The sequence below is a fragment of the Streptomyces sp. NPDC055815 genome (assembly GCF_053616475.1).
This window is the reverse complement of sequence record NZ_JBSHDU010000072.1, coordinates 1-22737: the sequence shown is the minus strand read 5'-3', so window position 1 is coordinate 22737 and position 22737 is coordinate 1. Positions and strand designations below refer to the sequence as shown.

General features: G+C 74.6%; 22 protein-coding genes. 19 read left to right on the top strand and 3 right to left on the bottom strand.

The window, feature by feature from the left end; translation table 11 throughout:
- The first annotated feature begins 22 nt into the window (after nt 1–22).
- From ACWGN5_RS32875 to ACWGN5_RS32855, 5 genes are all read left to right on the top strand, one after another.
- Nucleotides 23–973 (top strand): ABC transporter substrate-binding protein, encoded by a 951-nt coding sequence (locus ACWGN5_RS32875; protein ID WP_453522070.1) that lies wholly within the window; start codon nt 23–25, stop codon nt 971–973.
- A gap of 62 nt (nt 974–1035) precedes the next feature.
- Entirely contained in the window at nt 1036–2343 is a 1308-nt protein-coding gene (locus ACWGN5_RS32870) for an alpha/beta fold hydrolase (RefSeq protein WP_453522069.1), read from the top strand.
- Between the two features lie 93 nt (nt 2344–2436).
- A complete protein-coding gene (locus tag ACWGN5_RS32865) occupies nt 2437–3570 on the top strand; it encodes a GntR family transcriptional regulator (RefSeq protein WP_453522068.1) in 1134 nt (377 codons plus the stop codon).
- A gap of 99 nt (nt 3571–3669) precedes the next feature.
- Nucleotides 3670–4602 carry an SIS domain-containing protein gene (locus ACWGN5_RS32860; protein ID WP_453522067.1) on the top strand — a complete coding sequence of 311 codons (933 nt, stop codon included), beginning with the start codon at nt 3670–3672 and terminating at the stop codon, nt 4600–4602.
- Nucleotides 4599–5351: a PIG-L deacetylase family protein gene (locus ACWGN5_RS32855; RefSeq protein ID WP_453522066.1), complete on the top strand. Its 753-nt coding sequence runs from the start codon at nt 4599–4601 to the stop codon at nt 5349–5351. Before ACWGN5_RS32860 ends, ACWGN5_RS32855 begins: the two co-directional genes overlap by 4 nt.
- Before the next feature lie 41 nt (nt 5352–5392).
- Here ACWGN5_RS32855 and ACWGN5_RS32850 read toward each other — a convergent pair whose 3' ends face one another.
- Both ACWGN5_RS32850 and ACWGN5_RS32845 read right to left on the bottom strand, forming a co-directional pair.
- Entirely contained in the window at nt 5393–6166 is a 774-nt protein-coding gene (locus ACWGN5_RS32850) for a VOC family protein (protein WP_453522089.1), read from the bottom strand.
- Nucleotides 6167–6264: 98 nt separating this feature from the next.
- Nucleotides 6265–7230 (bottom strand): NAD(P)/FAD-dependent oxidoreductase, encoded by a 966-nt coding sequence (locus tag ACWGN5_RS32845; protein WP_453522064.1) that lies wholly within the window; start codon nt 7228–7230, stop codon nt 6265–6267.
- Nucleotides 7231–7297: 67 nt separating this feature from the next.
- Between ACWGN5_RS32845 and ACWGN5_RS32840 the strand changes: the two genes are divergently transcribed.
- The 13 genes from ACWGN5_RS32840 to ACWGN5_RS32780 all read left to right on the top strand — a co-directional run bounded on the left by ACWGN5_RS32840 (nt 7298) and on the right by ACWGN5_RS32780 (nt 20262).
- The gene (locus tag ACWGN5_RS32840; RefSeq protein WP_453522062.1) at nt 7298–7885 is read left to right on the top strand and encodes a helix-turn-helix domain-containing protein; all 588 of its coding nucleotides are present in this window, start codon (nt 7298–7300) and stop codon (nt 7883–7885) included.
- Between the two features lie 69 nt (nt 7886–7954).
- Nucleotides 7955–8923, top strand: a complete 969-nt coding sequence (locus tag ACWGN5_RS32835) for an NADPH:quinone oxidoreductase family protein (RefSeq protein ID WP_453522060.1) — start codon at nt 7955–7957, stop codon at nt 8921–8923.
- Complete coding sequence (locus tag ACWGN5_RS32830) at nt 8920–10101, top strand: acyl-CoA dehydrogenase family protein (protein ID WP_453522058.1); 1182 nt, start codon at nt 8920–8922, stop codon at nt 10099–10101. The genes ACWGN5_RS32835 and ACWGN5_RS32830 overlap by 4 nt, the downstream gene beginning before the upstream one ends.
- On the top strand, nt 10098–11183 hold the full coding sequence (locus tag ACWGN5_RS32825) for an acyl-CoA dehydrogenase family protein (protein WP_453522056.1): 1086 nt from the start codon (nt 10098–10100) through the stop codon (nt 11181–11183). Before ACWGN5_RS32830 ends, ACWGN5_RS32825 begins: the two co-directional genes overlap by 4 nt.
- Before the next feature lie 110 nt (nt 11184–11293).
- Nucleotides 11294–12910, top strand: a complete 1617-nt coding sequence (locus ACWGN5_RS32820) for an ABC transporter substrate-binding protein (protein WP_453522054.1) — start codon at nt 11294–11296, stop codon at nt 12908–12910.
- Nucleotides 12907–13899, top strand: a complete 993-nt coding sequence (locus tag ACWGN5_RS32815; protein WP_453522052.1) for an ABC transporter permease — start codon at nt 12907–12909, stop codon at nt 13897–13899. Before ACWGN5_RS32820 ends, ACWGN5_RS32815 begins: the two co-directional genes overlap by 4 nt.
- Nucleotides 13892–14716: an ABC transporter permease gene (locus ACWGN5_RS32810; protein WP_453522051.1), complete on the top strand. Its 825-nt coding sequence runs from the start codon at nt 13892–13894 to the stop codon at nt 14714–14716. Before ACWGN5_RS32815 ends, ACWGN5_RS32810 begins: the two co-directional genes overlap by 8 nt.
- Nucleotides 14713–15708 (top strand): ABC transporter ATP-binding protein, encoded by a 996-nt coding sequence (locus tag ACWGN5_RS32805; protein WP_453522049.1) that lies wholly within the window; start codon nt 14713–14715, stop codon nt 15706–15708. Before ACWGN5_RS32810 ends, ACWGN5_RS32805 begins: the two co-directional genes overlap by 4 nt.
- The gene (locus ACWGN5_RS32800; RefSeq protein ID WP_453522047.1) at nt 15701–16366 is read left to right on the top strand and encodes an ABC transporter ATP-binding protein; all 666 of its coding nucleotides are present in this window, start codon (nt 15701–15703) and stop codon (nt 16364–16366) included. Before ACWGN5_RS32805 ends, ACWGN5_RS32800 begins: the two co-directional genes overlap by 8 nt.
- Before the next feature lie 113 nt (nt 16367–16479).
- The gene (locus tag ACWGN5_RS32795; RefSeq protein ID WP_030690730.1) at nt 16480–16674 is read left to right on the top strand and encodes a hypothetical protein; all 195 of its coding nucleotides are present in this window, start codon (nt 16480–16482) and stop codon (nt 16672–16674) included.
- A gap of 90 nt (nt 16675–16764) precedes the next feature.
- Nucleotides 16765–17517, top strand: coding sequence for an ABC transporter ATP-binding protein (locus ACWGN5_RS32790; protein ID WP_453522045.1), 753 nt, complete (start codon nt 16765–16767; stop codon nt 17515–17517).
- 5 nt (nt 17518–17522) lie between these two features.
- The gene (locus ACWGN5_RS32785) at nt 17523–18890 is read left to right on the top strand and encodes an FtsX-like permease family protein (RefSeq protein ID WP_453522088.1); all 1368 of its coding nucleotides are present in this window, start codon (nt 17523–17525) and stop codon (nt 18888–18890) included.
- Nucleotides 18891–19038: 148 nt separating this feature from the next.
- The gene (locus tag ACWGN5_RS32780; protein WP_453522043.1) at nt 19039–20262 is read left to right on the top strand and encodes a sensor domain-containing protein; all 1224 of its coding nucleotides are present in this window, start codon (nt 19039–19041) and stop codon (nt 20260–20262) included.
- 18 nt (nt 20263–20280) lie between these two features.
- On the opposite strand, the gene ACWGN5_RS32775 is transcribed toward ACWGN5_RS32780, so the two are convergent.
- Entirely contained in the window at nt 20281–20955 is a 675-nt protein-coding gene (locus tag ACWGN5_RS32775) for a response regulator (RefSeq protein WP_453522041.1), read from the bottom strand.
- Between the two features lie 166 nt (nt 20956–21121).
- On the opposite strand from ACWGN5_RS32775, the gene ACWGN5_RS32770 reads away from it, so the two are divergent.
- The gene (locus ACWGN5_RS32770; protein WP_453522040.1) at nt 21122–22711 is read left to right on the top strand and encodes a hypothetical protein; all 1590 of its coding nucleotides are present in this window, start codon (nt 21122–21124) and stop codon (nt 22709–22711) included.
- The last annotated feature ends 26 nt before the right edge of the window (nt 22712–22737 follow it).

Below are 22737 nucleotides of genomic sequence, written 5' to 3'. Positions count from 1 at the left end.
GGCGGCCGGCGGGGCGCGGCGGGTGAGAAGGCACCGCGGGCCCGTCGTGCTCTGCCTCGTCCTCCTGGCGAGCGGCTGCGCCGCCGGCCCGGCCCTGGAGGACCGGGGCGCCGTCCCGGGACAGCCCGGCGACGGCCGACGGCTGGTCGTCGGCTCGGCCGGATTCACCGAGAGCGATCTCCTCGCCCAGATGTACGCGCTGCTGCTCCAGTACGCCGGACACCGCACCAAGATCCTCTCCGTCACCAACCGCGAGCTGTACGAGCCCGCCCTGGAGAACGGCCAGATCGACGTCGTACCGGAGTACGCGGCGACCTTCGCCGACTGGCTGAACGCCAAGGCCCACGGGGCGGACGCGCCGACCGTCGGCTCACCCGCCCTGACCGCCACCATGACGGCCCTCCGCGCGCTCGCGGAACCGCGCGGGCTCACGGTCCTCGACGCGGGCCGCGCCGTCGACCAGAACGCCTTCGCCGTCACCGCCGCCTACGCCGCCCAGCACCGCCTGAAGACCCTCAGCGACCTGGGCGCCGCCCGGCTGCCCGTCCGCCTCGCGGCCGGCGACGAGTGCGTCCGGCGGCCGTACTGCGCCCCCGGCCTCAAGGAGGTCTACGGCATCGACGTGACGGCCGTCGACCCCAAGGGCGTCGGCACCACCCAGGCCAAGCAGGCCGTGCAGAGCGGCCAGGACCAGCTGGTGCTCACCACGACCACCGACGCCACGCTCGACACGTTCGGGCTCGTCCTGCTCGACGACGACAAGCGCCTGCAGAACGCCGACTTCATCGTCCCCGTCGTCAACCGCGCCCGCGCCGGCGGCGAGGGCGTCCCCCGCGTGCTCGCCCGCCTCAACACGGTCCTCACCACCGCCGACCTCGCCCACCTCAACGAGCAGGTGGACAGCTGGCGGCGGCTCCCGGAGGACGTGGCACGGAACTACCTCACGGAGAAAGGACTCCTCCCGCGCCGATGACCCCGCACTCCGTGTGATCCACTGTCCTCGCGGGGGCGTACCGAACAGGAGCAGGAGCAGCGTTGACCACCTACCGCCAGCCGGGCCTCGTCCTCACCGACCACCGGTTTCCCGTCCCCCTCGACCACACCCGCCCCGACGGCGAGCGCATCGAGGTCTTTGGCCGCGAGGTCGTCGCGAGCGACAAGGACCGGTCGGGCCGCGAGCGGCTCCCCTGGCTGGTCTACCTGGAGGGCGGCCCCGGCTTCGGCGCCCGCCGTTTCATCGGCCCGCAGGCCTGGCTCGGCCGCGCCGTGCAGGAGTTCCGCGTCCTCCTCCTCGACCAGCGCGGCACCGGCCGCTCCACCCCCGCCAACCGCCAGACCCTCCCGCTGCGCGGCGGCCCGGCCGAGCAGGCCGACTACCTGGCGCACTTCCGGGCCGACTCCATCGTGCAGGACTGCGAGCTGATCCGCCGCCGGCTCACCGGCGGAGCCCCCTGGACCGTCCTCGGCCAGAGCTTCGGCGGCTTCTGCGCCACCCACTACCTCTCCACCGCCCCCGAAGGCCTGGAGCGGGTCCTCATCACCGGCGGCCTGCCCTCCCTGGACGCCACCGCCGACGAGGTCTACCGCGCCGCCTACCCCCGCATCCGGCGGAAGAACGAGGCCCACTTCGCCCGCTACCCGCAGGACGCCGAACGGGTCAACGCGATCGCCGCCCACCTCCTCGACCACGAGGTCACCCTCCCCGGCGGCGGCCTCCTCACCGCCGAGGCCTTCCAGTCCCTCGGCATCCTCCTCGGCTCCGGCGACGGCACCCACCAGCTCCATCTGCTCCTGGAGGGCGCCTTCGTGCCCACCCCGGGCGGGCCCGCGCTCGCCGACGCCTTCCTGGAGCAGGTCCAGGCCCACCTCTCGTACGCCGGACACCCGCTGTACGCGGTGCTCCACGAGGCCATCTACGCCCAGGGGCAGGGCCCCACCGACTGGGCCGCCGAACGGGTCCGCGCCGAGCACCCCGAGTTCGACGCCCGCACGGCGCTCGACGAGGGCGCGCCGCTGCTCCTCACCGGCGAGACCGTCCACCCCTGGCACTTCACCACCGACCCGGCCCTGCGCCCCCTGCGCGAGACCGCCGAACTGCTCGCCGCGCGCACCGACTGGGCGCCGCTGTACGACCCCGAACGGCTCGCCGCCAACCAGGTCCCGGTGGCGGCCGCCGTCTACCAGGACGACATGTACGTCGACACCGCCCACTCCCTGGAGACCGCGCGCGCCGTGCGGGGCCTGCGGACCTGGGTGACCGACGAGTTCGAGCACGACGGGGTACGGGCCGGCGGGCCGCGCGTCCTCGACCGGCTGCTCTCCCTCGCCCGGAACGAGATCTGACCACCGCCACGGCACGGGCCATAGGATGCGGCGCGCAATCGCTGAGCAAGGACACCGGGGCCCGCTGGCCCCGGCCCGTACGAGGGGGCCCGGATGGCGGCACGCGAGACACCGGCGTCCGGCCGGGAGCTGAAGTTCCGGGCCCTCATGGCCGAGCTGCGGCGCGGCATCCTCGACGGCACCTGGCCCCCGGGCAGCAAACTCCCCACCGAGCGGGCCCTCGCCACCGAGACGGGCCTGTCCGTCACGACCGTCCGGCGCGCCTACGAGGACCTCGTCGGCCTCGGCCTCGTCGAACGACGCCAGGGCGCGGGCACCTTCTCCGCCCACCGCCCCGAGCGCGACCGGGCCGACCGGCGGATCGTCGGCGTCCTCGTCCCCGACACCACCTACTACTACCCGCGCGTCCTCCAGGGCATCGAGCGGGAACTCGCGTCGGCCGGCGCCCGGCTCGTCCTCGCCTGCTCGCAGTACGACCCCGCCGAGGAGGACGCCGCCGTCGAACGGCTCCTCTCCGCCGGGGTCCACGGCCTCCTCCTCGTCCCCAGCCTGCACACCGCGACCGACCCGGGACGGCGCGCCGAGGAGCTCCTCGCCCTGCCCGTCCCCGCCGTCCTCGTCGAACGCCGGCTCGCCGCCCACGGCCCCGGCGACCCCACCGAGCACGTCTGCACCGACCACGAGGGCGGCGCCTACGACGCCGTCCGCCATCTGCGCGCCCTCGGCCACGAGCGGCTCGGGCTCGTCGCCCGCACCGACGCGCCGACCACCGCGCCCATCGAGTCCGGCTTCGCCCGCGCCCTCGCCGACCTCGGGCTGCCCGCCGCCCCGCCGCACGAGCGGGACGTGCGGGACCGCTGGGACCCTGACCGCGCCGACCGGGCGCTCGCCTCGCTGCGCGCCTCGGGCGTCACGGCCGCGCTCTGCTTCGGCGACCGGGAGGCCGCGCTGATGCTCGGGGCGGCCCGCCGCGCCGGACTGCGGGTGCCCGAGGACCTCGCCCTGATCGGCTACGACAACGAGTTCGCCGATGTCGCGGAGACCCCGCTGACGGCCGTGTCGCCCCCCAAGTACCAGCTGGGCAGGCTCGCCGCGCAGATCCTGCTCCGGCGGCTCGCCGAGGGCGAGGCGGCCCCGCTGCACCAGGTGCAGCTGAGACCGCGTCTGGTGGTCCGTGCCTCCTGCGGCGGGCGGGCGGAGGGGGATCCACAAAAGTCCAAGCGGTGAGTTCGGATTGCTCATGGTGTGCTCCGGTCACGCACGGATACAACTCGGTCCGGACCCGTGAGGGCCCGTGAGGGACCCTGTGAGGAGAGGACCCGGACCATGAGCACCCACGTCAGCGCGGAGATCGCCGGCCAGCCCGACTGCTGGCGCCGGGCCGCCGAGATCGCCGACCGCGACTCCGGCCTGCTGCCGGCCCGCGGCGAGCGCGTCGCGGTCGTCGGCTGCGGCACCTCGTACTTCATGGCCCGCGCCTACGCGGCCCTGCGGGAGTCCCTCGGCGCGGGCGAGACCGACGCGTTCCCCGCCTCCGACACGACCCCGCTCGGCCGCGGCTACGACCGGATCGTCGCCCTCACCCGCTCCGGCACCACCACGGAGGTCGTGGACCTGCTCGCCCACGCCGCAGGACGCGTCCCGACGCTCGTCGTCACCGGGGTCCCCGACAGCCCCGCCGGACGCCTCGCGGACCGGATCGTCGACCTCGGCTTCGCCGACGAACGCTCCGTCGTCCAGACCAGGTTCGCCACCACCGCCCTGCAACTCCTGCGCGCCGGACTGGGAGTGGACCTCGGGCCCGCCGTCGCCGACGCCGAACTCGTCCTGTACGAGCGGCTGCCCGCCGCCTGGGAGCGGCGCGGCCAGTTCACCTTCCTCGGCACCGGCTGGACCGTCGGCCTCGCCGACGAGGCGGCGCTCAAGCTGCGCGAAGTGGCACGCGCCTGGACGGAGTCGTACGCGGCGATGGAGTACCGGCACGGCCCGATCAGCATCAGCGACCGGGACAGCCTGGTCTGCTGCCTCGGCCCGGCTCCCTCGGGGCTGCGGGACGAAGTGGAGTCCACGGGCGCCCTGTTCGCCGCCGACGCGATCGACCCGGTCGCGGCGCTCGTCCGCGTCCAGCGGCTCGCGGTCGCCCTCGCGGACCGGCGCGGCCTCAACCCCGACCGCCCGCGCCACATCTCACGCTCGGTCATCCTCGCCGGAGCGTTCCGCCCGACGGTGTCGGAGGCGACCCGTATCCTGCGCTCATGATCGAGACGGATGCCCAGGACCTCCTGGAGATGCCCGGCGACTGGACGCGCGCGCTCGCCGTCGTCGCCCACCCCGACGACCTCGAGTACGGCTGCGCGGCGGCCGTCGCCGCCTGGACGGACGCGGGGAAGGAGGTCACGTACGTCCTCGCGACCCGCGGCGAGGCCGGCATCGACACCCTCGCCCCCGAGGTCTGCGGCCCGGTGCGCGAGCGGGAGCAGCGGGACAGCGCCGCCGTCGTCGGCGTCGACACCGTCGAGTTCCTCGACCACCGCGACGGAGTGATCGAGTACGGGCTCGGCCTGCGCCGCGACATCGCGGCCGCGATCCGCCGCCACCGGCCGGAACTCGTGATCACCCTCAACCACCGCGACACCTGGGGCGGCGGCCCCGGCGCCCCCTGGAACACCCCGGACCACCTGGCCGTCGGCCGCGCCACGCTCGACGCGGCCGCCGACGCGGGGAACCGCTGGATCTTCCCCGAGCTGACCGAGCAGGGCCTTGAGCCCTGGAACGGCGTCCGCTGGGTCGCCGTCGCCGCCTCCAGCACCCCGACCCACGCGATCGACGCCACCCCGGGCCTGGACCGCGCGATCCGCTCCCTGCTCTGCCACCGCGCCTACATCGAGGCCCTGACGGACGAGGACCCGGAGAAGTACGTCCGCGACTTCCTGACCATGGCGACGGGCCGCGCCTCGGGCCGCTTCGGCGACCGCCCGGCGGTGACGTTCGAACTCTTCGGCCGCTAGGACCTGTCCGACGATTCCCGCCGGGGGCCGTGGCGCCCGGCCTACGCCCTCGGGTTGGGCTTCATCACCGCGAACACCGCGCCGAAGGGGTCGGCGAGCCAGGCGATGCGGCCCACGTCGGGGACGTCGGCGGCGGGCATCACGACCGAGCCGCCGCCGCCCTGGGCGGTGCGGGAGACCGCGTCGGGGTCCTCCACCGTGAAGTACGGGATCCAGGCCGGCTCCGTCCCTTCCTGGAGCTCGGCCGCGCCGCCGAAGGAGGTGTCCTCCTGGTCGCCCTCCGCGGTGGAGATCACCCGGTAGGTCATGCCGGGCGCGTCCATCCGGGACCAGCGCCAGCCGAAGAGGGTCCGGTAGAAGCCGAGGGCGGACTCGGGGTCGGGGACGTGCAGTTCGGCCCAGAGGAGGGTGTTGGTGGCGGAGGTCCGGTCCAGGCCCTTCACCGTCCCCGGCTGCCAGACGGCGAACTCGGCGCCGGCCGGGTCCGTGAGGCAGGCCATGCGGCCCGCGTCCATGACGTCGAAGGCCTCGACGCGCACGGTGCCGCCCGCCTCCTGGGCGGCCTCCTGGGTCGCGTCCGCGTCCGGGGTCTGGAAGTACACCGTCCAGGCGCTCTTCGCGCCCTCGTCGAGCGGTCCCAGGGCGCCGACCGTGTCGCCGTCCTGCTGGAAGAAGCCGTAGCCCCCGGCCTCCGGGCCCGCCGAGCGGAAGTCCCAGCCGAAGACGGCTCCGTAGAACGCGGCGGCGGCTTCGGTGTCGGGGCTGCCGAGGTCGATCCAGTTGGGGGAGCCCTTGGTGAACTGCGTACCGAGCATGGGTGGTGTCCCGTCCTTGCGTCGTCCGTGGCCGAATGTGGTCACCATGGCCGATCCTCGCCCGAGGGTCCCCGCGGCGCAGCCCGAGGCGCCGCGTTTCATCCGGCCGGCCGACGGGCCACCACCGCCTCCAGATCGGCGAACAGGAGCTCGTTGCTGATCGCCACGCCCGCCCGGTAGCCGCGGCTCACCGCGTTGACGACCTGCTCCTGCGGGCCCGTCACGTTCCCGGCGGCCCAGACGCCGGGAACGCTCGTCCGGCCCGTCTCGTCCACCGCCACGAACTCCCCGAGCGGGGTCTCGCGCAGCTCCGCGCCCAGTTCCCGCAGCACGTCGTCCCGCGCCGCGAGCCGCCGCGCCCCGACGAAGACCACCGACCGCGGCACGATCCGCCCGTCGGCGAGCCGGACACCGGTCAGCCGGTCGTCCTCGACGGCGAGCCCGGCGACCTCGCCGGTCACGACCCGGACCCCGGCCGCGTCGAGCAGCGCCGCGTCATGGGCGGAGAGGGCGCCCGCGGTGTGCAGGAAGAGCGTCACGTCCTTCGACCAGCGCGAGACCATCAGCGCCTGGTGCGCGGGCATCGTCGGGTGGGCGATCACTCCGAACGGCAGGTCGCGGACCTCCCAGCCGTGGCAGTACGGGCAGTGGATCACGTCCCGGCCCCAGCGCTCGGCCACCCCGTCGATCTCCGGCAGCTCGTCGACGAGTCCGGTCGCCACGACGAGCCGTCGCGCACGCACGCGCGTGCCGTCCGCCAGGGACACGAGGAAGCCGTCGCCGCCGTCGGGTGCCGCGCCGGCCACCCGCCCCCTCCGTACGTCCACGCCGTACGCGGCGAGCTCGCGCCGGCCGGTCGCGAGGTAGTCGGCGGGGCTCGTCCCGTCCCGGGAGAGGACCCCGTGCATATGGGCGGCGGGGGCGTTGCGGGGCTCGCCCGCGTCGACGACCAGGGTGCTCAGCCGCGAGCGACCCATGATCAGCGCCGCGCTGAGCCCGGCGGCGCCGCCGCCGATCACCACCGCGTCGTACCGCCCGGGAGTGTCCTGCGTGTGCGTGTTCATGGGGAGAGAGTCGTTCCGCTTCTGGCCGTCGGGCAAGAAAACTTGCCGTTCCTGCAAGACTGGCGGCATGACCGAAGACGACCGCATCGACGCCGTCCTGACCGAGGTCGGCCCCCGGCTCCGCCGCGTCCGCCGCGACCGCGGGGTGACCCTCGCCGAGCTCTCCGCCGCCACTGGCATCTCCGTGAGCACCCTCTCCCGGCTGGAGTCCGGGCAGCGCAGACCCAGCCTCGAACTGCTCCTGCCGCTCGCCCGCGCCCACCAGGTGCCCCTCGACGAGCTGGTCGGCGCCCCGCCGGTGGGCGACCCCCGGGTCAAGGCGAAGCCCATCGTGCGCAACGGCCGGACGATGTACCCGCTGACCCGGCAGCCCGGCGGGCTCCAGGCGTACAAGGTGATCCAGGAGAAGGCGCGCGAGACCCCCGAGCCCCGGGTGCACGAGGGGTACGAGTGGCTGTACGTGCTCTCCGGGAAGCTCCGGCTGGTGCTGGGCGAGCACGATGTCGTGCTCACGGCCGGCGAGGCGGCCGAGTTCGACACGCGCGTCCCGCACTGGTTCGGGCCGGCCGAGGACGGGCCGGTGGAGTTCCTGAGCCTGTTCGGGCCGCAGGGGGAGCGGATGCATGTGCGGGCGCGTCCCAAGAAGTCCGGCTGAGCGGTTCCGTCCCGGGCAAGCGACCGCTTAGTATGCCACCGACCGCTCGGTACGGAGGAGGCATTCCGGATGCAGGCATGGCGTGTGTACGAGAACGGCGAACCGGGCGCGGTGATGCGCCGCGAGGAGGTGGAACCGCCCACGCCCGGCGAAGGCCAGGTCCTCCTGCGGGTCCGCGCCGCGAACGTCAACTTCCCCGACGCGCTGCTCTGCCGCGGCCACTACCAGGTGCGGCCCCCGCTGCCCTTCACCCCCGGCGTCGAGGTCTGCGCCGAGACCGAGGACGGGCGCCGGGTCATCACCACCGCGGCCCTCCCGCACGGCGGCTTCGCCGAGTACACCCTCGCCGACGCCGCCGGGCTCCTGCCCGCCCCCGAGGCGCTCGACGACGCCGAGGCCGCCGCGCTGCACATCGGCTACCAGACCGGCTGGTTCGGCCTGCACCGCCGCGCCGCCCTGAAGGAGGGCGAGACCCTCCTCGTCCACGCGGCGGCCGGCGGCGTCGGCAGCGCCGCCGTCCAGCTCGGCAAGGCGGCCGGCGCCACCGTCATCGGCGTCGCCGGCGGCCCCGAGAAGGCCGCCGTCGCCCGCGCCCTCGGCTGCGACCTGGTGATCGACCGCCGCTCCGAGGACGTCGTCGCCGCCGTCAAGGCCGCCACCGGCGGCCGGGGCGCCGACGTGATCTACGACCCCGTCGGCGGCGAGGCCTACCAGCAGTCCGCCAAGTGCGTCGCCTTCGAGGGCCGGATCGTGATCGTCGGCTTCGCGAGCGGCACCGTCCCGGCCCCCGCCCTCAACCACGCCCTGGTGAAGAACTACTCGGTCCTCGGCCTCCACTGGGGCCTGTACGCGGCGAAGGACCCGGCCTCGATCGGCCGCTGTCACGAGACCCTGACCGCCTACGCGGCCAAGGGCCTGATCAAGCCCCTCATCGGCGAGCGTATCCCCTTCGCCCGCGCGGCGGACGCCGTCCAGCGCGTCGCCGACGGCACCACCACCGGCCGCCTGGTCGTCCTCCCGGAAGGAGCCCACGCATGACCGACGCCGAGGAACTCCGGGCCCTCGTGCGGCGGCTGCTCGCCGAGCACCCGCCCGCCACGACCGACCGCACCGACTTCCTGAAGGCCCGCTTCGACGCCGGCCTCGCCTGGGTGCACTACCCCGTGGGTCTCGGCGGCCTCGACGCGCCCCGCTCCCTCCAGGCCGTCGTCGACGCCGAACTCGCCGCCGCGGGCGCCCCCGACAACGACCCGCGCCGGATCGGCATCGGCCTCGGCATGGCCGCCCCCACCCTCCTCGCGTACGGCTCCGACGAGGTCAAGTCCCGCTTCCTGCGGCCCCTCTGGGTCGGCGAGGAGGTCTGGTGCCAGCTCTTCAGCGAGCCCGGCGCCGGCTCCGACCTCGCCGCGCTCGGCACCCGTGCCGTACGGGACGGCGAGGACTGGGTGATCGACGGGCAGAAGGTGTGGACCTCCAGCGCCCACATCGCCCGCTGGGCCATCCTCATCGCCCGCACCGACCCGGACGCGCCGAAGCACCGGGGCATCACCTACTTCGTCTGCGACATGACCGATCCCGGCGTGGAGGTCCGGCCGCTGCGCCAGATCACCGGCGAGGCCGAGTTCAACGAGGTCTTCCTCACCGGCGTCCGCATCCCCGACGCCCACCGCCTCGGCGAGGTCGGCGACGGCTGGCGGGTCGCCCAGACCACCCTCATGAACGAGCGGGTCTCCATCGGCGGCGCCCGCATCCCCCGCGAGGGCGGCATGATCGGGAAGGCGGCCACGACCTGGCGCGAGCGCCCCGAGCTGCGCACCCACGAGCTGCACCGGCGCCTCCTCGACCTCTGGGTCGACGCCGAGGTGGCCAGGCTCACCGGCGAGCGCCTCCGCCAGCAGCTCGTCGCCGGACAGCCCGGCCCCGAGGGCAGCGCCATGAAGCTCGGCTTCGCCCGGCTGAACCAGGCCATCAGCGGCCTGGAGGTCGAACTCCTGGGAGACGAGGGCCTGTTGTACGGGGAATGGGAGATGCGCCGCCCCGAACTGGTCGACTTCACCGGCCGCGACGCCGGCTACCGCTATCTGCGCTCCAAGGGCAACTCGATCGAGGGCGGCACCAGCGAGGTGCTCCTCAACATCGTCGCCGAGCGGGTCCTCGGCCTGCCGCCGGAGCCCCGCAACGACAAGGACGTCGCATGGAAGGACCTGACCCGATGACAGAGCAGAGCGATCTGCTGTACTCCGAGACCGAGGACGACCTGCGGGCGACGGTCCGCGCCCTGCTCGCCGACCGGGCCGGGCAGCAGGTGCTGCTCGACCGGATCGAGACGGACGATCCGTACGTCCCCGGCCTCTGGACGTCCCTCGCGGGCGACATCGGCGCGGCGGGCCTCCTCGTCCCCGAGAAGCTCGGCGGCCTGGGCGCGAGCCACCGCGAGGCGGCCGTGGTCCTGGAGGAGCTGGGCCGCGCGGTGACCCCGCTGCCGTACCTCACGAGCGCGGTGGTGGCCACGGAGACCCTGCTGGCTCTGGCGGGGGAGGGCGGCGCCGCCGCCGAGCTCCTCGCGGAGCTCGCGAGCGGCCGGACGGTCGCCGTGCTCGCCGTGCCCCTGTCGACCGCACCGGACCAGGAGCCGCCGTCCGCCCCCTCGGTCTCTTCGGTCGCCGACGCCCGCGCGGCCGACGTCCTCCTCGTCCCGCGCGCCGACGGCCTGTACGCCGTGCCGGCCGGAGAGGCGACCGTCGAGCCGCAGACCCCGCTCGACCTCACCCGCCCCCTCGCCCGCGTCAGTACGCCGCACGGCAGCGGGACCCGGCTCGCCGAGGGGGACGCGGCCCGCGCGGCCGTCCGGCGCGGGCTCCTCGCGGGGGCCGGACTGCTCGCCTCCGAGCAGCTCGGTCTCGCCGAGTGGTGTTTGGAGGAGACGGTCCGCCACACCCGCGAACGCCACCAGTTCAACCGGCCCGTCGGCTCCTTCCAGGCCCTGAAGCACCGCATGGCCCAGCTCTGGCTGGACGTCGTCGGGGCCAGGGCGGCGGCCCGCGCCGCCGCCGACGCCCTCGCCACCGGCAGCCCGGACGCGCCGCTCACCGTGGCGGTCGCCCAGGCCTACTGCTCCAAGGTCGCGGTCCGCGCCGCCGAGGAGTGCGTCCAGCTGCACGGCGGGATCGGCATGACCTGGGAGCACCCGGCGCACCTGGCCCTGAAGCGGGCCAAGTCGGACCAGATCGCGCTCGGTTCGGCGGGCCGGCACCAGGACGCGATCGCCGCGCTGGTGGACCTCCCGGCACCCGCGTAGCGGAGCCTCGGCCTCCGAGTAAGGGGCCGCCGTGTCCGCACCCCTTTACATACTGTTTAATTGCGAGCTGTTCGCAATAACAGTTGATCTTCAAGAGGGGTGTGGACACCTTGGCCGCCCGATCCGTCCGCCGCGCGACCGCCGCGATGCTCACGGGGGCGCTCGCCCTCGCCACCGCGGCCTGCACGAACCCCGGATCCACCGCCGGCGGCTCCGGCGGACCCAAGGATTCCGCGGTCGTCGGCATCGCCTACGAGCCCGAGACCCTCAGTCCCCTGCTCGGCTACGGCAAGGACGGCAACGCGAAGATCTTCGACGGGCTCCTCGCCTTCGACGCCGACATGAAACTGAAGCCGGCCCTCGCCGTGCGGCTGCCCCGCGTCAGCGCCGACGGCCTCACCTACACGTACAGCCTCCGCCGGGGCGTCACCTTCAGCGACGGCGTGCCCTTCACCGCGAAGGACGTCGTGTACACCTACCGGACGATCCTCGACCCGAAGACGAACAACCCCTCCCGCACCGAACTCGACGCCCTCAAGAGCGTCGAGGCGGTCGGCGACGACACCGTCGTCTTCCGGCTCACGTACCCCTACGCCCCCTTCGCCGAGCGGACCGTCCACGCCATCGCCCCCGAACACGTCGCCGGGCGGCAGGACGTCAACACCGGCGCCTTCACGACCAAGCCGATCGGCACCGGACCGTACGTCCTCACCGGCTGGTCCAGGGGCGAGAAGCTCACCTTCACGGCCAACCCCGCCTACTGGGGCGGCGCGCCGCGGGTGAAGAAGTTCACCATGGCGGTCATCAAGGACGACGACGTCCGCGCCACCCGCCTGCGCGCCGGCGACCTCGACGGCGCGATCCTCCCGCCCAACCTCGCCGCCGGATTCAAGGGCGACAAGGCGAAGAAGACCTGGACGGCGAAGACCTTCGACCACCGCACCGTCACCCTCCCCACCCACCACCCGGTCGCGGGCGACACCGCCGTCCGCCGCGCCCTCGACCTCGCCGTCGACCGGCAGGCCATGGTCGACCAGATCCTCGAAGGCGCCGGAAAGCCCGCCTACGGGCCCGTCCCCACCGACAGCCCCTGGTTCGCCAAGGGCACCGAGCGTCGCCACGACCTCGCCGGCGCCGGGAAGATCCTCGACGAGGCCGGCTGGAAGCCCGGCCCCGACGGCATCCGCGTCAGGAACGGCCTCCGCGCCGCCTTCCCCCTCTGGTACCTCTCCGGCGACAAGCTCCGCCAGGACCACGCCCTCGCCTACGCCTCCGACGCCAAGAAGGCCGGCATCGACATCACCACCCAGGCCGGCACCTGGGAGGTCATCGAGCCCCGTATGAAGACGGACGCCGTCCTCGCGGGCGGCGGCTCGCCCGGCGACCCCGACTTCGACCAGTACCTCCTCCTGAAGTCCACCCTCGGCGGCGACGGCTTCAACAACATGGCCTGGTACGACAACAAGACCGTCGACCGCGCCCTGGAGGACGGCCGCAGGACCGACGACCCCACGAAGCGCCGCGCCGCGTACGACACCGTCCAGCGCGAACTGGCGAAGAACCCCGGGTACACCTTCCTCACCCACATCGACCACCTCTACGTCGTGAACGACGCCTGGGACGGCTTGAGCACCCAGACCGAACCCCACGACCACGGCCTCGCCTCCGGCCCCTGGTGGAACGTCGAGACCTGGAAGCCGAAGGCCTCGGGAGAGCCGAAGAAGTGAGCCGCCGCCTCCCCTGGGGGGCCATGGCCCGGATGACGGGACGGCGGGCCCTCGCCGCCGTCCCCGTCCTCCTCGGCGTCACCCTCGCGGTGTTCGCCGTCGCCGCGGCCTCCCCCTTCGACCCCGTCAAGGCCTACGCCGGCACCGCCGGACTCACCGCCTCGCAGGAGAACCTCGACCAGCTCCGCGTCAACCTCGGCGCCGACCTGCCCCTCCTCACCCGCTGGTGGGAGTGGCTCACCTCGGCCCTCACCGGCGACCTCGGCGACTCCGCCGTCATGCGCCGCCCCGTCGCCGAGGTCATCGGCGAACGCCTCGGCTGGTCCGTCCTCCTCGCCGTCACCGCGTTCGTCGTCGCCCTCGTCCTCGGCACCCTCCTCGGCGTCCTCGCCGGACGCCGCCGCGGCGGCCTCCTCGACCGGGCCGTCAGCTCCGCCGCGTACACCCTGGAAGCCGCCCCCGCCTTCTGGCTCGGCCTCCTCGCCATCTGGTTCTTCGCCCTGAAGCTCGGCGCGCTGCCCGCCGGCGGACTCACCGACACCGCCAGCGACACCGTCACCGCCGGCCAGGTCGCCCGCCACCTCGTGCTGCCCGCGCTCGTCCTCGGCCTCTCCCAGCTGCCCTGGTTCTTCCTGTACGTCCGCCAGGGCGTCGGCGACGCCCTCGACGAGGACCCCGTGCGCGGCGCCCGCGCCCGCGGCCTGCGCGAACGCACCGTCCTCACCGGCCACGCCCTCCGCTCCGGAATGCTCCCCATGCTCACCCTCGTCGGCTCCCGCGTCCCCGAACTCATCACCGGCGCCCTCCTCGTGGAGACCGTCTTCAGCTGGCCCGGCATCGCCGCCGCCACCGTCACGGCCGCCACCTCCGTCGACTTCCCGCTGCTCGCCGCGCTCACGGTCCTCGCCACCGCCGCCGTCCTGCTCGGGAACCTCCTCTCCGACCTGCTGTACGGGCTCGCCGACCCCAGGGTGGGCTTCGATGGCTGACCCGCGCACCCACCGCCTGCGCCTGTGGACCTCGGCCGTCACCGTCGGCGCGATCCTCCTCGTCCCCCCGCTCGTGCAGCTCGACGAACAGGCCGTCGACCTCTCCCGCAAGCTCCTCCCGCCGTCCTGGGACCACCCCTTCGGCACCGACGACCTCGGCCGCGACCTCCTCCTGCGCTGCGTCTACGGCCTGCGGATCTCGCTCCTCGTCGGCCTCGTCGCCGCCCTCGTGGCCACCGTCGCCGGCACCGCCGTCGGCGCCGCGGCCGGGGCCCTCGGCGGCCGGCCCGACCGCTGGCTGATGCGGCTCGTCGACGCCTTCTCCTCCGTGCCGCACCTGCTGCTCGGCATCTTCGTGGTGGCCCTCTTCCGGCCCGGCGTCTGGCCCGTCATCGCCTCCGTCGCCGTCACCCACTGGCTCTCCACCGCCCGGATCGTCCGCTCCGAGGTCCTCTCCCTGCGCACCCGGCCCTTCGTGGACGCGGCGATCTCCGGCGGGGCCTCGCGCGCCCGGATCGCCGTCCGGCACCTGCTGCCCGCCGTCCTGCCGCAGGCCGGACTCGCCGCCGTCCTCATGGTCCCGCACGCCATGTGGCACGAGTCCGCGCTCTCCTTCCTCGGCCTCGGCCTCCCCAGCCACCAGGCCAGCCTCGGCAACCTCGTGCAGAACGCCCGCTCCTCCCTCCTCGCCGGCGCCTGGTGGCCCACCCTCTTCCCCGGCCTCCTGCTCATCCTGCCGACCCTCGCCATCGCCGGACTCGCGGGCGCCTGGCGCGACCATCTCAACCCGCGCCGCCGATCGGAGCTCATGCTGTGACCGCCGACCACGTGCTCCGCGCCCTGGAGGCCGTCTCCGCCGAGCGGGCCGGGGACGCCGTCCTCAGCGTCCGCGGGCTCACCGTCCGCTTCCGGCTGCGCGGCGGCCGGACCGTCGACGCCGTCAGCGACGCCGACTTCGACCTCGCGGCGGGGGAGTGCCTCGCCCTCGTCGGCGAGAGCGGCTGCGGCAAGTCCGTCCTCGCCTCCGCCCTCCTCGGCCTGCTCCCGGGGAACGCCGAGACCTCCGGTACGGCGCTCCTCGACGGTACGGATCTGCTCGCCGCCGACGAGAAGACCCTCGCCCGCACCGTACGAGGCAGGCGCGTCGGCCTCGTACCCCAGAGCCCCGCCGCCCACCTCACACCCGTCCGCACCGTGCGGTCCCACCTGGAGGAGACCGTCCGCGCCCTCACCCCCACCGGGCGCCGGGGGCGCCGCAAGGCCGCCGAGGACGCCGCCGACCGGGCCGCCTTCCCCGCCGGACACCTCGACCGGTACCCGCACGAACTCTCCGGCGGCCTCGCCCAGCGCGCCGCCACCGCCCTCGCCCTCATCGGCGACGCCCGCCTGCTGCTCGCCGACGAACCCACCACCGGCCTCGACCGCGACCTCGTCGACCGCACCGTCGACGAACTGCGCCGCCACGCCGACGAGGGCCGCGCCCTGCTCCTCATCACCCACGACCTGGCCGCCGCCGCACGCATCGCCGACCGCGTCGCCGTCATGTACGCGGGCCGGATCGTCGAAACGGCCCCCGCCCACCGGTTCTTCGGCCCCACCGGACCCCGGCACCCCTACGCCCACGGTCTCCTCGACGCCCTGCCCGACCGGGCGTTCACCCCGATCCCCGGCCTGCCGCCCGAACTCTCCGACCTGCCCGCCGGCTGCGCCTTCGCCCCGCGCTGCCCCCGCGCCACCGACCGCTGCGCCACCCGCCCCGACCTCACGGCCGGCGTGGCCTGCCACCACCCGGAGCAGCCCCGTGCTTGAACTCGACTCCCTCACCGCCGGATACGAGCCCCGCACCCCCGTCTTCCGGGGCGCCTCCCTCGCCCTCGCCCCCGGCGAGTCCGTCGGACTGCTCGGCCCCAGCGGCTGCGGCAAATCCACCCTCGCCCGGGTCGCCGCCCTCCTCCACCGCCCCGACGCGGGCCGGCTCGTCCTCGACGGCACCGAGGTACGGGCCTGGCGGCACCGCGCCCCGCGCGAGCAGCGCACCGCCGTCGGCGTCGTCTTCCAGCAGCCCCGCACCGCCGCCGACCCCCGGCTCACCCTGACCGAACTGATCGCCGAACCCCTGCGTGCCACCGGCCGCCGCGCCGAGGCCGCCGCACGGGTCGCCGCGCTCGCCCCCGCCGTCGGCCTCACCCCCGACCTCCTGGGCCGCCGCCCCCACGAGGTCAGCGACGGCCAGCTGCAGCGCGCCTGCCTGGCCCGCGCCCTGACCCTCCGCCCCCGCTGGCTGATCTGCGACGAGATGACCGCCATGCTCGACGCCTCCACCACCGCGGCCCTCGTCGCCGCCGTCGAGACCTACCGCGCCGAGACCGGCGCCGGCCTCCTCGCCGTCGGCCACGACCGCGTCCTGCTGAACCGCTGGTGCGACCGTACGGTCGAATGGAAGGACTGCCTGGCCACCTCGCCCTGACGGGATCTCACCCGAATGGCCGCCCTGCCATACGCCCGGACGGACCGCGCATTCCGTCACACTGTCCGCCGAACGCCGCAATTCCGGTGCGGCGACGGAGGGACGTGAGAGCGATGGCCGTTTCCATTTCTGTCGTGGTGCTGCTGCTGGTGCTGGCCGTGATCTTCCTGCGGAACGGCGGCCTGAAGGTCACCCACGCCCTCGTGTGCGCCCTGCTCGGCTTCTTCCTCGCCGGCACCAGCATGGCGCCCACCATCCACAACGGCGTCGCGGCCACCGCCAACGTGGTCTCCAGCCTCAGGCCGTGACCCGCCGCGCCGGGGGTTCGGATATCCGAACCCCCGGTTCGGGGGCGAGCACGATCGACCCGCCCAGCCCCGCCCGCCGAGGATGAGGGCATGGCTGAGACGACGACGGACACGAGGGCGGCGACCGCCGCCCGCACCGAGGACCTGCACCGCGCCTACGGGCGCGGCGCCGCCACCGTGCACGCGCTGCGCGGGGTGTCGGTGGCCCTCGCGCCCGGCACCTTCACTGCGGTGATGGGGCCGTCCGGATCCGGGAAGACCACCCTGCTGCACTGCCTCGCCGGAATGGACCGGCCCACCCGCGGCACCGTGTGGTGGGGCGACACCGAGGTGACCCGGCTGCCGGAACGGAAACTGTCGGAACTGCGGCGGACCCGGATCGGCTTCGTCTTCCAGGCGTTCAACCTGATGCCCGCCATGACCGTCGCCCAGAACGTCGAACTGCCCGGCCGTCTCGCGGGCACCCGGCCGGACCGCGGGCGCGTCCTCGACGCGCTCGCCCGAGTCGGTCTGGCCGGGCGCGAACGGCACCGCCCCGGACAGCTCTCCGGAGGCCAGCAGCAACGCGTCGCCATCGCCCGCGCGCTCGTCTCCCGGCCGCGCGTCCTCTTCGCCGACGAACCGACCGGCGCGCTCGACCGGGCCACCGGCCACGAGATCCTCGCCCTGCTGCGCGCCGGCGTCGACCGGGACGGCCAGACCTGCGCGATGGTCACCCACGACCCCGTCGCCGCCGGATACGCCGACCGCGTCCTGCTCCTGGCCGACGGCCTCGTCGTGGACGAACTCGACCGGCCCACCCCCGCCGAGGTCGCGGCCCGCCTCGGCCGGCTCGGCGGGTGAGCGCCGTGACCCTCCTCGCCCTCGCACAGCTGCGCCGACGTCCGGCCGCCTTCGCCGGACTCGCGGTCGCGCTCTTCCTCCTCGTCGCCACGACGACGCTCTTCGGCTCCCTGTTCGCCACCGGGGCCACCGCCCCCGAGGCCGTCCGCCGGACGGCGGTGGCGGGGCCCGGCCTGATGGTGATCGCGGGTGCCTTCGGCGAGATCGCCGTCCTGGTCGCCTTCTTCGTCGTCGTCAACGCGATCGGCTTCGCGCTGCGCCGACAGCACCGCGAGCTGGCGCTCCTGCGGACCATCGCGGCCACGCCCCGTCAGGTACGGCGCCTCGTCCGCGTCCAGATCGCCGCCACCGCGCTCGCCGTGGCCGCGCCCGGCGCGCTCGCCGGGGTGTACGCCGCCCACCACTTCCTCCTCGCCCTGCAACGACGGGGGATGGCGGCGCCGGACCTGCGGGTGCCGGTGACACCCCTGCCCGCCCTCGTCGCCGTGACGATCACGCTCGCCGTCGGGCTCGCCGCCTCGGCCGTCGCCGTCCGGCGGATCTCCCGGATCGCGCCCGCGGCCGCGCTCACCGCGACCGCCACCGAGCAGGGACGGACCGGCGTGCCGCGCCTGCTCGCGGGCGTCTGCGCCGCGGTGGGCGGCGGCCTGCTGCTGAGGCTCGCCGCGACCAGGCCCGCGGAGGAGCTGGACAAGGCGGGGCAGGCGGCGCTGTTCGGCTCGCTGGTGCTGCTCGTCGCGGTCGGCCTGACGGGGCCGGTCGCGGCGCGCGCCCTCGTGACCCTCCTCGGCGCGCCCGCGCGGGCGCTGATGCCCGGCACGGGCTGGCTCGCGGAGGCCAATCTGCGGGGGTACGCCCGGCGGCTGACGTCCGCCGTGGTGCCGGTCGCGCTGCTCGTGGGTCTGTCGGCGACCATGATGATCATGACACGTACCGCAGAGCACGCGGCCGGCACGACCAGTGCCACCTCCGCCACCGACGTCTGGCTCCGCCAGGCCGAACTGGCCCTGCTCACCTCCTTCGCCGCCGTCTCCACGATCAACACGCTCATCGCGGTCACGGGGGAGCGGCGCGGCGAGTTCGCCCTGCTGCGGCTCGTCGGGGCGACCAGGCGCCAACTGATGCGCATGCTCACGGCCGAGGCCGCGCTGACCACCGCGGTCGGCGTCCTCCTCGGCTCCGCGGTCGCCGCCCTCGCCGCGTCCGCCTTCAGCACGGCGGCGACCGGCTCCCCGCTGCCGTCCGTCCCGGCCGCTTCCTGCGCCTGGATCGTCATGGGCGCGGCGGCGCTGACGTTCCCGTCCACCCTGGGCGCGGGCCTGCGCGCGATCCGTGGCCCGGCGGCCGAACCGGCGGGCGGCGGCCGTGACTGACCCGGGCGCAGGGCAGACGCCCGGGAACCGTCCGTCGGACGGCGCGCCCGCGCCGGGTGGTGCCCCTGGTCCCGGCGTCGGACCGTCGGGCCGCGACGGCGCCGCCCGGGCCGCGCCCGAGCCCGGGCCCGGTGGCCGGCCCCGCGCCGTGTCCGCCCGGCGTCGGTACTTCACCGTCCGTGCCGGGGAATGGGTGTTCGCGGTCGTGGGGACGCCGCTCGCCGTGGTCTGTGGCGTCTACGCACTCGCCGTTCTGTACGCCGGGACCCTGCTCTCGCTCACCCTGCTCGGGCTGCCGTTCGTGGTCGTCGCGCTTCTCGGCGCGCGGGGTCTCGGCGGGCCGCATCGTCGGCTCGTCGGTGCGCTGCTCGGTGCGTCCGTCGAGGCTCCGGCAGGGCTGACCCGTCCCGACGGGCTCGTCGCCCGTGGCCGGGTCGTCCTCGCCGATCCGGTCGCCTGGCGGACGCTGCTGTACCTGGTCCTGCGGCTGCCGCTCGGCGTGCTCGGCTTCCTCGTCGCGGTGGGGCTGCCCCTCGGGTGCGGATGGCTGATCGGCTTTCCGCTCTGGGGGCGCCTGATGGAGCCCGATTCCCCGCCTGCCGCCTGGCTGAACGTCACGTCCGTCCTGCTGGGTCTCGCCGTGCTCGCGGGTGTGCCCGGCGCGCTGCGGGCCGTGGCCGGGGCGAACCGGCGGCTCGCCGGATGGCTCCTCGGGCCCGCCCGTGCCCAGCGGCGGGTCCGCGAGCTGGAGGCGGCCCGTGCCGCGCTGCTCGCCGACAACGGCGACCGGCTCCGCCGTCTGGAACGGGACCTGCACGACGGCACCCAGGCCCGGCTCGTGGCCCTGGCCATCACCCTCTCGCTCACCGAGGACGCGCTCGATCCGGAGTCCGGCCCGGACGTCGCCCGGCTGCGGACCCTGCTCGACCGTGCCCGTGGCCAGACCGAGGAGACCGTCGCCGAGCTGCGGCTGCTCACCCGGGGCATCCACCCGGTCGCCCTGGACGGCGGTCTCGGCGAGGCCCTGCCGGGACTCGCCGCCACCTCGCCCGTCCCCGTCGCCCTCCGGCTGGACCTCGCCGAACGCCCGCAGGAGGCGATCGAGCGGGCCGTCTACTTCTGTGCCGCCGAGCTGCTCACCAACATCGCCCGGCACAGCGGGGCCCGGACGGCAGGGCTCGCGGCCAGCGTGCGCGGTGGCCGGGTGCGGCTGACGGTCCGTGACGACGGGCGCGGCGGCGCGGCCCCTGGCGGCGGCACCGGTCTCGCCGGTCTGGCGGAGCGGCTCGCGGCGGTGGACGGCACGCTACGGGTGGACAGCCCGCCGGGCGGGCCGACGGAGATCACCGCCGAGCTGCCCGCGAGGCTGTGACGGCCGGTCAGCCGCCGGTCAGCCGCCGGTCCCGGACGTCTCGGACAGATAGGCGAGGACCGCCTTCACCCGTCGGTTGTCCGCCTCCGTGGCCGGCAGGCCGAACTTGGCGAAGACGGCAGCGACATGCTTCTCCACCGCCCGCTCCGAGACCACGAGCCGCTCGGCGACGGAGCGGTTGGAGTGCCCCTGGGCCATCAGCTCCAGGACCTCCCGCTCGCGTGGCGTCAGGGTGTTCACCCGGCCTCCGCGCTCGCCGTGCACCAGCCGGTCGACCACCTCCGGGTCGAGCGCCGTGCCGCCGTCCGCCACCCGGCGCAGCGCGTCGACGAACTCGGAGGTACGGGCGACGCGTTCCTTCAGGAGGTAGCCGACGCCCGTCGCCCCGCCGGCGAGGAGCCGGGAGGCCCAGGCGGTCTCGATGTGCTGGGAGAAGACGAGGACGCCCACCTCGGGCGCGGTCGCCCGGATCTCCACGGCAGCCCGGATGCCCTCGTCGGTGTGGGTGGGCGGCATCCGGATGTCGACCACGGCGACGTCGGGCCGGTGCAGGGCCACCGCGGCGAGCAGCTCGTCGGCCGTCCCCGCGGTGGCCACCACCTCGCATCCGCGGGCGCCGAGCAGTTCGACCATCCCGTCCCGGAGGACGACGGAGTCCTCGGCCAGCACCACGCGCAGAGATCGTTCGTTCACCCCGCCATTATTTCGTTCACCCCACCCTTGTCGGCCCCGGTCAGGGGCGTCCTCCGGGCCGCTCGTGAACGGCGTATGAAAGCGGGGGCGGCTCCATGTACTTCTCGGGTGCACCGACCTACCGTCGGTAACCGGCGCGAACATGTCAGGAATCCGAGGAGTCGCAGTGACCACCCCACCGCCCCGCAGACGAGGACGCGCGCTCGCGCTGATCGCCGCCCTCGCGGCGACCGTCCTGGCGGGATCCGCACCCGTCGCCCAGGCCGAGGAGATCCCCCTCGCGCCGGGCCACCGACTCGTCGACCACTACGAGGGCGCCCCCGCCACCGCCCGGCCCGTGCCCGGCAAAGGCCCTGCTCAGCACCCGTACCTCGCCCCCAACGGCCGCAGCGGCATGCACGCCGACGGCGCCGGCAGCGGCACCCACCCCTACGCGGGGCCGCTCGGCCGCGACCCCGAGGTCGACAGCGAGAAGATCGCCGCCCTCGGGGGCGAGTGCGCCACCGTCACCTTCGACGCCGCCGGCCGCCTCGTCACCGTCTGCGGCACCTTCAGCGGCTTCCTCCTGAAGCTGCTCGACCCGCGCACCCTGGACACCCTCGCCGAGTACCAGCTGCCGCAGCGCTCCTCGACCGTCGAGGCGATCACCCGCCTCGACTTCGAGAAGATCTTCAAGGACACCTCCGGCGGCGCCTACTTCTACCTGGACGACCGGGACCGGGTCGTGCTCGCCGACTCCCGCCAGCACGTCCTTCGCCTGGCCCACCGTCAGAAGGCCGACGGTTCCTGGGAGTTCACCGTCGAGAACGACTGGGACCTCACCCCGCTCGTCCCGCACGACTGCGTCAGCTGGACCAACCTCTTCCCCAGCGGCGTCTGCGACCCCGTCACCTCCGTCATGCCCGACTGGGACGGCCGCATCTGGTGGGTGACCCGCCTCGGCCGCGTCGGCACCGTCGACCCCGCGACGGGCGCCCTGCGCGTGATCCGGCTCGACGGCGAGGAGATCCAGAACTCCTTCTCCGTCGCCGAGGACGGCGTCTCCATCGTCACCGACCACGCCCTCTACAGCTTCCGCGCCGACGCCGACGGCGTCCCGCGGATCCGGTGGCGCGAGACGTACGACCGGGGGACCGGCACCAAGCCCGGCTCGGTCAACCAGGGTTCGGGCACCACGCCCGACCTCTTCGGCACCGAGGACCAGTACGTCGCCATCACCGACAACGCCGACGACCGCATGAACGTCCTGGTCTACCGCAGGGGCGAGGGCGTGCCCGCCGCCGAGCGGCTCGTCTGCAAGGTGCCGGTCTTCGGCTCCGGCGCCTCCACCACCGACAACTCCCTGATCAGCTGGGGCAACAGCCTCGTCGTCGAGAACAACTACGGCTACGAGAACCCGACGACGCTCCTCCTCGGCCGCAGCGTCGTCGGCGGCGCGACCCGGATCGACGTCCGCGCCGACGGCAGCGGCTGCGACACCGTCTGGGAGAGCGACGTCCGCTCGCCCTCCACGGTCCCGAAGCTCTCCACCGCCAACGGACTGCTCTACTTCTACGAGAAGCGCCCCCACTTCCTGGGCATCGACGCCTGGTACCTCACGGCCGTCGACTTCCGCACCGGACAGCGCGCCTTCTCGCGGTTCACCGGCACCGGCCTGTCCTACGACAACAACTGGGCGCCGATCACCATCGGCCCCGACGGCACCGCGTACGTGGGCGTCTTCAACGGCATCGTCGCCGTCCGCGCCACCGCCTGACGCACGGCGGCGCGGCGCCCCGTGGC